The organism is Paenibacillus sp. JJ1683 (assembly GCF_053006485.1).
Map to the genome: position 1 here is coordinate 5,248,504 of NZ_CM129820.1, position 13,873 is coordinate 5,262,376.

The window sequence follows — 13,873 nt, forward strand, 5'->3', positions numbered from 1 at the left end:
AGAACCTCCTTAATATTCGGGATTTTGCAAAATTCAATGCTGCCCACTTGCCATTCTGCCCTTTAGGTAGGTCACTCATTGAATTTTGCAAAATCCTCCGTTGCCGGAATAAGCCTATTTTTCCAAAGCCTCTTCCAGGTTATTCTGCAATACAGAGAAATGACCTCCACGGCGTACTGCCCTTTGCCGTGAGAGGTCACCGATTACTCATTTCATATCTAATTACCTTAACCTATTCTATTATAAAGGGAATTTTCTCAAGCGTCTACGCGAGCCATAACAGCATCGACCAGCTGACCGATTCTTTGCTCCGCGTCTGACAGCGAGGAACCACGTACTGCAAAATATACTTTGATTTTAGGCTCTGTGCCCGAAGGACGCAGGCAGAACCATGAACCGTCCTCCAATAAAAACTTGAGTACGTTTTCCTGCGGAAGTCCGTCCAGGCCTTGAGAGTAGTCCAGTACTTTGTCTACCTTCACACCTGCAATCTCTTGTGGTGCGTTGCTGCGCCAATCCGTCATTTTGCCCTGAATTTGCTCTACTCCATCCTTACCCTTGAGTGTACGAGACTCCAGCTTCTCAAGGAAGTAGCCAAACTGCTCGTACAGCTCTTGTAAAACATCATAGAGCGTCTTGCCTTGCGTGCTGTAATAAGCAGCAGCTTCAGCGATCAGCATGGCCGCCAAAACAGCATCCTTGTCACGAGCATAATTCCCTGCCAGATAGCCGTAGCTCTCTTCATAGCCAAACAGGTAGGTATACTCGCCAGTTTGGTCAAACTGGTTCATTTTCTCCCCAATATACTTGAAGCCAGTTAGCGTGTTAAACACTGTTGCTCCAAAATGCTCAGCAATGACTGCACCCATTTCGCTAGTAACGATGGTTTTGATAACTGCACCATTATTCGGAAGCTTGCCGGTTTCTTTCAGTTGATTCAGCAAGTAGTAAACCATAATGGCGCCGGACTGATTACCGGACAAGACCACATATTCGCCATCACGGTTTTTCACAACTGCCCCCATACGGTCAGCATCAGGGTCTGTTCCGATCAACAGATCTGCACCAATTTTCTCACCCAGCGCAATCGCCAGTTTGAACGCATCACGTTCTTCCGGATTAGGCGACTTAACGGTTGAAAATTCTGCATCTGGCTGCTCTTGCTCAGGCACAATATGCACCTGTTCAAAACCGATTTTTTCCAGCACACGACGAACAGGTATATTTCCGGTACCATGAAGAGGTGTAAACACAACTTTGAAGTTCTTGCCCGGTCCAGCTGCAATCAGTTCCCGGTTTACACTCACACTGGTTACCGTATCCACAAACGCTTCATCTTCCTCTTCTCCAAGCCAAACCAACAATCCCTGTGCCTCTGCTTCTTCACGTGTCAGACTTTTGATGTCAGCAAAAGAAGGAACCTCACGAATATAGCCAATCACCTTTTCAGCCTGATCAGGAACAAGCTGACCACCTTCATTGTTGTATACCTTGTAACCATTGTACTCGGGAGGGTTGTGACTCGCTGTTACAACAATCCCTCCACTGGCACCCAAATGACGTACACTAAACGAGAGCTGTGGTGTTGGACGCAAGGAAGGGAACAACTTAGCTACGATACCATTGCCCGCCAGCACCAAAGCTGCATCCAGAGCAAACTCTGGCGAAAAATGACGCGAATCATGTGCAATGACAACTGAAGGTTTTCCTTCTTTGCCAGCATGCTGCTCTAAGATATAGCGAGCGAGCCCTTGAGTCGCACGTCCAATCACATAACGGTTCATCCGGTTACTGCCTGCCCCGATCACTCCGCGCAGACCGCCTGTACCGAATTCCAGTTCTTTGTAAAAACGATCCTCTAGTTCCTGGTCGTTGCCTTGCAATGCGCGCAACTCCTGTTTGGTTTCTTCATCAATATAAGGGTCTTGCAGCCAGCTCTCAATGCCTTCTAATGCTTTTTTACTCAACTGCGTCATACGGAATTTCCCCTCTCCATTTTTGGGTTGTCAAAACAGGATCTCTATGTACACATGCACTCGGTTCAGACGTCGTGCTTATGTCGGCAGGGCTTGTCTATTGTGGTGGGTCTGATAAAGCAAACATAATCTCGCCCTCAGCTACTACCGTGTCGCCCACTTTCGCCGTAGCTTTCCCTTTGCCAAAAGCGCCTTTGGAACGAGTAATTTCCACTTCAAGTGTCAGCGTATCCCCAGGGACTACCTGTCCACGGAAACGGAAACCGTCCAACCCTGCCAAAAAGCCGATTTTGCCGCGATTGCTCTCTAGGTGCAGTAATGCGACTGCTCCGACTTGCGCCAACGCTTCAGTGATCAACACACCAGGCATAACGGGATAACCCGGAAAATGTCCAATGAAATGAGGCTCAGTCATCGTTACATTTTTAATGCCTACTGCTCTCTTCCCTTCCTCCAGTTCAATAATACGGTCCACCAACAAAAATGGCGGTCGATGCGGAATAATCTCCTGAATTTGATTAACATCCAATTGCAATTTGTCCATTTAGCTTAATAACTCCTCCCGCTTGCAGATTTCACTCTGTTCAGCCAGAGTTACTGCAAGCATAATATTACCCCGCTAACGCTGTATAAAAACAGCTCATCACGGCAACAATGTTAGATATCCTTCACCTACTGCAGAAGTGAAGGTTGAGATAAGGGGCTTTTTCCGCCGGTTACGCAACCAGAGGCGAGAAGAAGCCCTTTTGCTCGTGCTTGGTTTTACCCCGCAGTGTTATAAACTCCCCATCATTATACATTCATCAGGTGCAAAAAGAAAATTATGCGGAAGTACCATATTTGTTGCTCCTATTATGGAGTGAAGCGAAGTTTCAATTGAGTCAAGGTGAGCAGGCTACGGGGGATGGATCATTCTTCCGATCGCTGTTATCCTCAGATTTTCCATTATATAAAACCCGAAAGGGTTAAAATCCGAGGATAAAGGCGAACGCTATCGCTTCTTCAGAACGATTCACATCCCCTCCGCCAAGTTATTTTTGACTCATAAAGAAAGCTCGCTTCAATAATACTCGCTTGTCGTGAAGGGCAGAGAAACAATCGGAGGGCTCTGCGAATGGCCTACATTGGCCGTAAGCCATGCGTGCTGCGCTGGCGGCTCTTGCCGTTGGAGATAAAACAAAACCCTGCGCCACTGGCACAGGGTTTTGTTTTCTATACTCCCCACACAATCGCGGGTGGTTTATTTTAATAAGAGTGGCCCTAATGGCGGGTAGCTAGCGGAGCGGGCAGAATTGTTTTGGAGAAGCACAGCGTTTGCCTTTATCCCCGGATTCAAACCTTGAATGCCTTAAAATCAAAATGAATCTGGGGATAACAGCAATCGGAAAAACAATCTGCACGCAGAGCGACCTTTTCCCGCCCCCACTCATTAAATTAAACTAAGGCGCAAATATAAGATCAATGACATGCTGCCAGGTTTTCCATTCAAATACGCCTGCCAGCCCTTGCTTACCTACAATTACATATCCTGCAATTAAGCCGCCTAACAGCGAGAACAGAAGCAACAACGGAACTACGAAATAACGTGCAGTGCGCCAGCGGGATTTAGTCTTTTCAGGCATCGGACGGGAATCAGATTGTTCTTCCTTCATCACCAAATCCTTAAGCCCTCAAATTGTTAGCCAGGTTCATCATCGTATCGCTAGAGGTTAATGCCCGTGCTGCCATTTGATACATCCGCTGGACTTGCATCATATCTGTCATTTCGCCCGCTAAATCCACATTAGACTCCTCAAGATAACCGGAACGCACAGATACGTCCGTTGGAACAGCACCTGCCACCCCTGCTGCACCGAATACGTCGGCTTCTGTCACGCCATTTGCTAACACAAACAGGTTATCATCCCGCTGTTGCAAACCTTCTGGACGCTGTACATCCATTAGCTTTATTCGCTGACCAACTGTCGGAGCGCCAGTTCCATTAGCACGAATCAGCAATTCGCCATCGGAGTTAATAGCTACTTTGGAACCCGCTGGTGCAGTCACAGGAACATCGTTATTATCCAGCACAGAATAACCTTCGGCAGTGGTCAACATCATCGTCTCATTATCATTCGGATCAGGAATAAAATGAAAGCTGCCGTCACGCGTCCAAGCTTTTTGCCCATTTCCTTGGATTTCAAACAAAGCATTCCCCTGGATCGCCAGATCGGTAGGAAGTCCCGTCTCCTTGAGCGGTCCTTGCTCCATATTTTTCATAATTGCGGTCGTTTTGACTCCGTAGCCCAAATTATAGCCGAGCGGCATCGCCCGTCCATTTTGGAGATACGTCGAAGGCTGTTGCTGCACATTGGCCAATACATCTTCAAAGGATCCCTGTTTACTCTTATAACCAACCGTATTGACATTGGCGATATTATCGGCAATTAAATCCAAACGCTGCTGCACACTGGCCATAGACACCATTGCGCCAATCATGGAGTTGTTCATCACTTACCCCCTGTTATACACGGCCTACTTCGTTAACGGCCTTGTCCAAGCTTTTATCATAAAATTGAATAACCTTCTGATTCGCTTCATACGCTCTTAACGCAGCCATCATATCCACCATCGACTGAGCAGCATCTACATTAGATACTTCCAGATAGCCCTGGCGAACAGATACAGTATCGTTAGCGGTCATCATTCTAGCCGTAGCACCATCCGTATCATTCAGACGGAAATTACCGTTGCCCTCACGAACGAGCTGGTATGGCCGATCAATAACACTAATTCCAAGCGTCGTTCCGAGCAACTGGTTAGATTGGCTGTCCACCAATTGACCCCGTTCATTTACTTTAAGCGCTGAGACAGGCCCCGTCAATTGAATTGGGTTTCCATTCGTATCCAACACTGCTGAACCAGTCGACGAAAGCAATGCTCCCGTTCCATTTACTTGAAAATGTCCATCACGTGTATAGCGGACATTACCATTATTGTCCCGTACCGTAAAAAACGCTTCTGGACGATAGGTGACTTCACCGTTAGCATTGATGAATTTTCCCGCCTGATCAAAAGCCATAGGTCGACCAGTAGCCGGGTCATTCACATTAATATTGGACTGTATCGCAAAATCCGTAGTTTGTCCACTATCCTTCAACGCTCCCTGAATGTAAGGAGAGAGGCTTTCCTCAGCAAAAACGCCAGTATTAAGCTTGCCGACCGTACGGTCCGGGTTATCAGGGTTTCCCCCCGTCATGGAAATAAGCATTTCGGGGAATGAGCGCTGAACGCTATTCTCCTGTTTATATCCCGTGGTATTCATATTAGCAATATTTTGCGTCACAGTGTCATGACGTCGTTGTTGTGTCATCATTCCGGCGGCCGCAGTATATAAACCTCTCAACATGTATTGTGCACCCCAATCCTATACTCTGCTCATCAATTATATGCTCGCATGGAGGCACTAAAGCCAAAATGCTAGGCAACCTGCCTGACCGCACACGAGTCTCTTATAGTCACTATCGGCAGATTAGAACTTTTTCTTAACCACATGATCCAAATTATCCAGCATAATTCCTGTACCTTTAACGACACAATGCATCGGATCTTCGGCAACCAGCACTGGAACACGCAATTCTTCAGCAAGCAGCTCGTCCAAACCGCTAAGCAACGCACCACCGCCAGTCAAAATGACACCACGGTCAATAATATCGGCTGATAGCTCCGGTGGCGTCTGCTCCAGTACAAACTTAGCTGCAGCTACAATCGCTGACACGGGATCTCTCAGCGCGTCCTGCACTTCTTCCGCGGAAATACTTAACGTTTTGGGCAATCCGGATACCATATCCCGTCCACGGATGTCCATCTCAGCACGTCGTCCGCTCGGATGCACGGTTCCGATAGCAATCTTGATATCCTCAGCCGTACGTTCCCCGATGAGAAGCTTGTACTTCGTTTTCACATATTTCATGATGGCTGTATCAAATTTGTCCCCTGCCATTTTAATAGAAGAAGCTGTTACAACATCTCCCATAGAGAGGACTGCAACGTCTGTTGTTCCGCCACCAATATCTACGACCATGTTGCCGCTAGGCTCAAAGATATCCATTCCGGCCCCGATGGCAGCCGCTTTTGGCTCTTCCTCCAAAAATACTTCTTTCGCCCCGCTACGCTCCGCCGCTTCACGAATCGCTTTTTGCTCCACTGAGGTAATGTTCGTCGGCGCACAAATCAAAATACGAGGGTGGCTGTACCAGCTTTTACCCCCTACCCGATTAATAAAATATTTTAACATCGCTTCCGTTACTTCAAAATCGGCGATGACACCATCACGCAATGGACGGATGGCTATGATATTACCAGGAGTACGTCCTACCATACGGCGTGCTTCCTCTCCGACAGCCAGAACTCTTTTTGTATCGCTTTCTATCGCAACAACGGAAGGTTCGTCAAGAACAACCCCCTTACCTTTGACGTGGATAAGCACGTTGGCCGTACCGAGGTCGATACCAATATCATTACTGAACATATTAAAAAGGCCCCCAAAGTGATATTTTAAAAAGCTAAGATTCGACAAGAAGCGGCAAATATATGTATAAACCTACGGTTACATGTCATTTTTCGTCTTGTACCATCTTTTAACATATCATACTTCAGGGGGTTGATTCAATGGCTTTGCCAGCCAATTCACTATATATTTTTAGGACTTGCCAGAAACAAGAATTCCCCTTCTTTTCCCACTCGTTTTTTTGTATTTAATTTTCGTCGCTTCACCCCCCCGCAGATGGCGGATGGATTTATGGTATTCGAGAATGTGCTTCACCTGATCGGCAAGATCCGGGTTAATTTCAGGCAGCCGTTCGGTCAGATCTTTATGCACCGTGCTCTTGGAGACACCAAATTCCTTGGCAATCGTACGGACCGTATTCCTTGTTTCCACGATACAGCGACCGATTTTGATGGTCCGTTCCTTGATGTAATCGTGCACGCTCCCGCCTCCCTACTGTGGATAGTTTGGTACATTATATGAGGAGCGTGCCTATATATTCGCGGTTTGGTGGTAAGACATGCTTCGGAAGGCCTATTTATTTGGCAAAAGTAGCTTATGTTTACCTTATGCGCTAAAACTACACAAGAAAAAAGCAGGGAATATGAATTCCCCGCTTTGCATGCAAAGCTATGACCCATTTATTTTTTAGGAAGCAGACCTGTTGGATTCACCGGCTTGTCATCCTGGTACACTTCAAAATGCAGATGTGTTTTCAAATCCTTTTCGAGCTCATTGCGACCTGCTGAAGCAATCACATCATTTTGTTTCACTTGATCGCCTTCTTTTACTTTCAGATCGCTCAAGCTTTGGTACACTGTTTTGAGATTATTATCATGCGTGATTTCTACGACGTTACCTACCAGCGGATGTTGTTCCACACGGGATACTTTCCCACTCAGTGCAGCTCTCACTTCAAACGCCTGATCGTCGGACCGAGAAAGGTCAATCCCGGTGTTAGCGGTAAATGTTTTATCGTACTCTACCATAGCTGCCGCTTGCTCATCAGCCGTCGCGTTTTCGTCAAAGAAAGGCTTAACGACCTGCACTGCGCTAGCATCTGCCACCGGCCATGCGATATTTTCCGACTGAGCAACAACCTCCACACTTTCTGGTTGTTGTTCGTTAACATCGGTACTCACTGCGCTTGTGCTTTGTACCGATGGACTAGCTGGGTCAGGTTTGAAAGACTTATGGCTAGCATCCTGATAGACCCACACTAAGGTTAGTATAATGGCTGCTGCGGCAATGTAGGCTGCCGGGTATGCCCACCTTTTGGACAACAGCTTTTTCCACGAAGACGGCCGTGAAGCTCTTCCACCCTGAAAGGTTTTGGGTGTATCTTCATGATTTTGGTTCTGGTTTTTATTTTGTTCACTCATTTGCTCATCACCTCAGTAACCAGTGTTACCGGGCGCAACTCTTTTATACTTCAAAGTTACGAAAAATTTACTAACTTAGAATACGAGAGGCATTCGCAAAAGAAATGCCAGTATAATAGTGAAGAAGAATCTGAGTGGCCGTATGTCCTTCCTTGGCCATTCCATTGGCTCCCCACTGACTCATACCGACGCCATGGCCATAACCGTAGGTCGTTATAGCAATCCGATCCCCTTCGGTCTTCCACGTAAATTCAGCCGATCGTAGCCCTAGTTTGTTACGAATCTCCGGTCCCGTAAAGACCGAACCTCCCACCTCAATCTTTTTGATGCGATGCCCTTCTGTTTTGGAGAGTATACGAATCTCTGGCATACTCCCCCCTCCAGTAGAAGCAGTGACCGCAGCACGACTCAATCCTAATCTATCGAACACGCTCTGACGACTCAGTGTAACGGTTTCTGTAAAACGAGGAGCCCACTGCTTGTCCCATGGACTGGACACACTTCGTAAATAGGGCACGGCCTTCGCCCATACATCCTCTGAATTTTCGGTATAGCCGTTGCTGGTAGAAAAAAAAGAAGCTGTAATGGGTTTGCCATCATATACCATGATTGTATCCTTGGTGTCGCGTACAGCCTGACGAATTTTAGTCAGATCTGCGGATTTACCAGAATGCTCCCATTCTCTAGTAAGTTTAGCTTTGGAGATGTAAGCCTGGTGTTTAACGGTATCTGTCACATCTGCGCCCGCCGGGGCACCACTGGTATCATCAGCCAACAAACGCCGGGTAATGAAGGTACGCGCGGCAATGGCCTGTGCCTTCAATGCCTCTTCCTCAAAGCTGGGCGGCATTTCAGCTGCTACTACGCCGACAATGTATTGCTCCAAAGGCAGTGTCTCCGTCCGGCCAGTAGACGTGACGTACACCCGCACGTCCGGCTCTGCCGCAGCCGGCACGCTGCGCGCTGGAGCAGCCGGTACGGCTGGCATCGGCGGGACACCCGGCAGGCGCGTAACGGGCGCCTCGCTCTTTGCCGCCGTATTAGGCTGCGCGGGTGCGGCTGTGCGGCTCCCAGACGGCAAAGGCTGCACTGCCTGTCGAGGCCATGCCATTAGTGCGGGCACAGCCATGGCAAGCACCAGCACCCCTGCCATGGCGGCAAAGGGCAGCCATGGGCGGCGGCTCCCCCAACGTGGGGCTCGACCGGCTACAGGCCGCAGATGCGGCTGCGGTCCCTGCCGCCTGCTTGCGTCGTATGTGTTACCGGGAGCTGTTCCAGTGTCAGGAAGCATCGCACCGACAGTGTGTATAGTGGAAGTCAACGCTGTGGTACGCCGATGGGTCTTGGCGATAGGCGGCAATGCGCCTGTTGTGCCTGGTTGCTGCTGCATAAGCTTATTTTTCTGCAACGAAGTTGCTATAGAGCCAGAGCTTTCCTTCGCAAGTGAGGCCTGGCGATGTTCCTTAGGATGATGTATTGGTATACGGATGCGAACCTGTGAATCTTTCATAAGCTGAAACCTCCATCAAAGGGTTAAGTGTCCGGCTAAAGTACACATATACTCCAGCAGATATTCTCAATCATATGAGGTCGTCCACTTTGATAGAACCGTTTTGAGAGAACTGAAAGAATGAAAAAGACAGGCAGCAAAAACACAAAAAAACCAAGTCCTTTCGGACTTGGTTCTAATGGTTCAAGTTAATACCTATGCCAATACGTTAAAGGTTAGGCGAGGGAAGGTTGAATCTTCTTGAACAGATTCCCTGACGTTTCTTCTGCCACAACGCGCTCTGTGCTGGCCGAATGATCCAGTTTGGATTCATCTACAGTCACTCTGTAAATATCCGCTCCCAATCCAGTCAGTTTCTCAGCCAAATGAACGTAACCACGATCGATGTGATGAACGCCAGATACCTCCGTTGTACCTTCCGCAATAAGTCCGGTCAGAATTAACGCAGCTCCTGCACGCAAATCTGTCGAGGTTACTTTCGCACCCGTCAGCTTAGCATTGCCAGTTACAATCGCCGAACGACCTTCGACCTTAATTTCCGCATTCATGAGATGAAATTCATCCACATGCATAAAACGATTTTCAAACACAGTTTCCGTAATGATGCTCGTTCCTTCAGCGGCAAGTTGAAGTGCCATCATTTGAGACTGCATATCGGTCGGAAACCCAGGATAAGGCAGCGTTTTAACATCAACGGCCTTTAGCGGCTTATCCGCAATGACACGAATACCATTTTCATCGGGTTGAATCGTTACACCCATTTCTTCCATCTTGGATATAACCGGTCCCAAATGATCGGATATCGCGCCTTCTACATATACGTTCCCGCCTGTGATCGCAGCAGCAACCATATAAGTACCTGCTTCTACCCGGTCGGGAATGACCGTATGTTTTACACCATGCAGCTTCTCGACGCCTTCTATACGAATTACGCCTGTGCCTGCACCGCGTACTTTGGCTCCCATGCCATTCAGGAAGTTGGCGAGATCAACGATCTCAGGTTCCTTAGCAGCATTCTCAATGGTAGTTACGCCCTCAGCAAGAGTAGCGGCCATCATAATATTCTCGGTTGCTCCTACGCTGGCTACATCCAAATAAACTTTAGCTCCGCGCAGACGACCGTTACTTTTAGCTTCAATAAAGCCCTGGCCCAAGCTTATCTCGGCGCCCAACGCTTCGAACCCCTTCAAATGCTGATCAATAGGTCTTGTTCCAATTGCGCATCCGCCTGGAAGCGAGATTCTTGTACGTCCCAAACGTGTAAGCAATGGCCCCATAACCAAAAATGATGCGCGCATTTTCCTAACCCACTCGTAAGGGGCTTCACAGGAAATTATCTTCCGCGCGTCAACACGAATGACCTCGTCTTGGTATGTAACGCCTGCTCCTAAGGACTCCAGCACTTTGTTAATGGTCATCACATCGTCTAGAGGAGGTGCATCCATAATAACACTTTCTCCTTCTTCTCCTAACAGAGAAGCGGCGATGATCGGCAGAACTGAGTTTTTGGCTCCGCTGACTTTGACACTCCCGGTCAATCTGTTGCCACCGCGGACGATAAATTTGCTCATCTATGGTTCCCTCCGCGCGTCATTTCTCTTTTCCATTTTTGAAAAAAAGAACATATTCCGCTATTTTCATGCCTTGCTTTTTCATTACATAAAAAAACAAGATTTTACTAATACCCTAACTGCCATCATACCACTGATTAAAACAAGTATACAAGCGTTTTTTTGTACTTGACGACCATTGACGACCATTGCGTTCTAACTGATTGAGCCAGTTATACATGTATGGTTCTTTTGTTTACCATTGTTAACAATATGGCACGATGTTATTCGACAATTCCTGCAACATCCACAATCATAAAATCATATAACCCGCCTACTTCATGTTAAAACAAATTCTAGAGCATCTGGCTCCAAGAGATGTAGTTCAACAAGAAACCAGAAACCAACTGTCCCAAAATTATAGCAAGAAACAAGTGCAGCAATCTGCCCTGCGGTCCTTTGGGTTGCCGGATTAACAAATCCAGCTTTAAGCTTTGCAAAGCCCACCAAGCTAACGCTATACAGACGAGCGATACGATCATGGAGATCAGCGCGGTCATACTCGCCGATTGACTTAACTGTTCAGCCAACTGCTGCTTCCCGTTCATCCGTAATTCCTCCCATCTGCGTCACAGACTTCTTTATAATACTCGGCGAGCGCCTAATATGCCAGTGCTATTTCTGTTTCCAGTACATTTATTTCGACAAAATGTGAATAATCACTTCTGTTTCGCGAATTTAAAAGGTACTAAATACCTAGCCATCAAACAAGAAATAGGACTATATTTTTGGAAAAGACAGCTAAAAAAGGGCTCGATCACAGTGATCGAAGGAAGCAAAGGCGTCACTTACCTTCTGCAGGCATTCTTGGGCAGAAGTTATGAAGTGGTCTCTTTGTCATTCCATCCGTATACTATGCCGAACCCTTTTAAAATTCCACTCAAAATCCAATATTAATTCTTATTGGTTCTGATACTTGTAGCATTCAATCGGTTAAGCGCCCGTTGCAGAGCGACTTCTGCCCGATGATGATCTATCTGTTCCTGCTTGCTCTGGAGCCGCAGTTCTGCCCGCTCCCTTGCCGCACGGGCACGCTCCACATCAATATCTTCGGAACGTTCCGCACTCTCAGCCAAAATGACCACTTTATCTTTGCGGACTTCAACAAAGCCCCCATTGACCGCGATCACTTCAGTTTGACCACCGATTTTAATACGTATCGGTGCAATCTTCAAGGGAGTGACCAAGGGAAGGTGTCCTGGTAAAATCCCAAGATCGCCTTCCGAGCCGCGAACACTGATGCTGTTTACCTGTTCCGTATAGACCAGGCGCTCCGGCGTCACAATCTCTAGTAAATACGTGCTCACTTGAATCCCTCCTGGAAGCTGTCCACAGACAGCTCACTTCGTAAGGCTCGGCTATTCTCTGCCTGTATGTTTACAACGTTTTAGCTTTTTCAACTGCTTCTTCGATGGCTCCTACAAAAAGGAAGGCCGCTTCTGGAAGGTGGTCATACTTGCCCTCCAAAATTTCTTTGAAGCTTCGTACAGTTTCTTTAACCGGCACATATTTACCCGGGAAGCCGTTAAATGCTTCGGCAACATGGAAAGGTTGTGAAAGGAAACGCTGGATTTTACGGGCACGTGCTACCAGCATTTTATCTTCTTCACTCAACTCGTCCATACCCAGGATCGCAATAATATCCTGAAGCTCATTGTAGCGGGCCAAAATTTGTTTTACCCCTTGCGCTACATTATAATGCTCTTCACCCACAACGTCTGGAGCCAAAATACGGGAGCTTGATGCGAGTGGATCAACCGCTGGGTAAATACCCATTTCGGAAATTTTACGTTCCAGGTTTGTTGTAGCATCCAAATGGGCAAACGTCGTAGCAGGAGCCGGGTCAGTGTAGTCATCCGCAGGCACGTAGATTGCCTGAATGGAAGTAACTGAACCTTTTTTAGTAGAAGTAATCCGTTCTTGCAATTGACCCATCTCAGTTGCCAGCGTAGGCTGGTAACCTACTGCGGAAGGCATACGTCCCAACAGGGCAGAAACCTCAGAACCTGCTTGGGTAAAGCGGAAAATGTTATCAATAAAGAGCAACACGTCACGGCCTTCTTGATCACGGAAATACTCAGCCATCGTCAGACCTGTGAGGGCAACACGCAAACGCGCACCCGGAGGCTCGTTCATTTGTCCAAACACCATCGCTGTTTTGTTGATAACGCCGGAATCTCTCATTTCATGGTACAAGTCATTTCCTTCACGTGTACGTTCACCTACACCTGCGAATACAGAAATACCACCATGCTCCTGAGCGATATTGTTAATCAATTCTTGAATGGTTACGGTTTTACCTACACCAGCACCACCAAACAATCCGACTTTACCACCTTTGGCATAAGGAGCCAGCAAGTCGATAACCTTAATACCAGTTTCGAGCATCTCTGCTTGAGTTGTCAATTCTTCGAAAGAAGGCGCTTGACGGTGAATCGGATTTCTAGCCGTTTCACTCATATCAGCACCATTATCAATTGGCGTTCCAAGCACGTTAAATACACGTCCAAGAGTAGCTTCGCCGACAGGTACCGAGATAGGCGCTCCCAGATCTATTGCTTCAGCTCCACGAACCAAACCATCTGTGGAAGACATGGCAATACAACGCACACGGTTGTCACCTAGATGTTTTGAAGCTTCGAGCGTCAGATCAATTTTGACTCCGCTCTCCAGCACAGTCCCAATATGAATGGCATTCAGAATTTCCGGAAGCTGCCCACGTTCAAACTCAACGTCGACAACCGGACCCATGATGCTCACTACGCGTCCTTTGTTCATCTTTTGGTTTCCCTCCTACAAGCTTGCACAGCCGCAAATCCGAACCATTCTGATTTGTTTTGCGCCCGCAATTTATACATAATAGTGTA

At 47.4% G+C, this 13,873-nt stretch carries 13 protein-coding genes; all 13 read right to left on the bottom strand.

The features are described from left to right. Positions 1-257: 257 nt before the first annotated feature. Positions 258-1,976: a phospho-sugar mutase gene (locus ACUC6J_RS22540; protein ID WP_447249452.1), complete on the bottom strand. Its 1,719-nt coding sequence runs from the start codon at positions 1,974-1,976 to the stop codon at positions 258-260. Positions 1,977-2,073: 97 nt separating this feature from the next. After that, positions 2,074-2,520, bottom strand: a complete 447-nt coding sequence (gene fabZ, locus ACUC6J_RS22545) for a 3-hydroxyacyl-ACP dehydratase FabZ (RefSeq protein ID WP_013373420.1) — start codon at positions 2,518-2,520, stop codon at positions 2,074-2,076. Positions 2,521-3,415: 895 nt separating this feature from the next. Beyond that, positions 3,416-3,628, bottom strand: a complete 213-nt coding sequence (locus ACUC6J_RS22550; RefSeq protein ID WP_019688814.1) for a DNA-directed RNA polymerase subunit beta — start codon at positions 3,626-3,628, stop codon at positions 3,416-3,418. 10 nt (positions 3,629-3,638) lie between these two features. Beyond that, positions 3,639-4,466: a flagellar hook-basal body protein gene (locus ACUC6J_RS22555; RefSeq protein ID WP_016822895.1), complete on the bottom strand. Its 828-nt coding sequence runs from the start codon at positions 4,464-4,466 to the stop codon at positions 3,639-3,641. A 13-nt stretch (positions 4,467-4,479) separates the two neighbouring features. Continuing rightward, positions 4,480-5,364, bottom strand: a complete 885-nt coding sequence (locus ACUC6J_RS22560; protein WP_016822894.1) for a flagellar hook-basal body protein — start codon at positions 5,362-5,364, stop codon at positions 4,480-4,482. Between the two features lie 123 nt (positions 5,365-5,487). Next, a complete protein-coding gene (gene mreB / locus ACUC6J_RS22565) occupies positions 5,488-6,486 on the bottom strand; it encodes a rod shape-determining protein (protein WP_016324820.1) in 999 nt (332 codons plus the stop codon). Positions 6,487-6,657: 171 nt separating this feature from the next. Then, complete coding sequence (gene spoIIID / locus ACUC6J_RS22570) at positions 6,658-6,945, bottom strand: sporulation transcriptional regulator SpoIIID (protein WP_013373425.1); 288 nt, start codon at positions 6,943-6,945, stop codon at positions 6,658-6,660. A gap of 200 nt (positions 6,946-7,145) precedes the next feature. Then, positions 7,146-7,886: a M23 family metallopeptidase gene (locus ACUC6J_RS22575; protein ID WP_016822893.1), complete on the bottom strand. Its 741-nt coding sequence runs from the start codon at positions 7,884-7,886 to the stop codon at positions 7,146-7,148. Positions 7,887-7,956: 70 nt separating this feature from the next. Next, on the bottom strand, positions 7,957-9,396 hold the full coding sequence (gene spoIID, locus ACUC6J_RS22580; protein WP_447249453.1) for a stage II sporulation protein D: 1,440 nt from the start codon (positions 9,394-9,396) through the stop codon (positions 7,957-7,959). Between the two features lie 215 nt (positions 9,397-9,611). Continuing rightward, positions 9,612-10,967: a UDP-N-acetylglucosamine 1-carboxyvinyltransferase gene (gene murA / locus ACUC6J_RS22585; RefSeq protein WP_017427134.1), complete on the bottom strand. Its 1,356-nt coding sequence runs from the start codon at positions 10,965-10,967 to the stop codon at positions 9,612-9,614. Positions 10,968-11,302: 335 nt separating this feature from the next. Continuing rightward, on the bottom strand, positions 11,303-11,554 hold the full coding sequence (locus ACUC6J_RS22590; protein WP_016822891.1) for a DUF1146 family protein: 252 nt from the start codon (positions 11,552-11,554) through the stop codon (positions 11,303-11,305). Positions 11,555-11,899: 345 nt separating this feature from the next. Beyond that, positions 11,900-12,313 (bottom strand): F0F1 ATP synthase subunit epsilon, encoded by a 414-nt coding sequence (locus ACUC6J_RS22595; RefSeq protein WP_016822889.1) that lies wholly within the window; start codon positions 12,311-12,313, stop codon positions 11,900-11,902. 70 nt (positions 12,314-12,383) lie between these two features. Further along, positions 12,384-13,784, bottom strand: coding sequence for a F0F1 ATP synthase subunit beta (atpD, locus tag ACUC6J_RS22600; RefSeq protein WP_016822888.1), 1,401 nt, complete (start codon positions 13,782-13,784; stop codon positions 12,384-12,386). Positions 13,785-13,873: the final 89 nt, after the last annotated feature.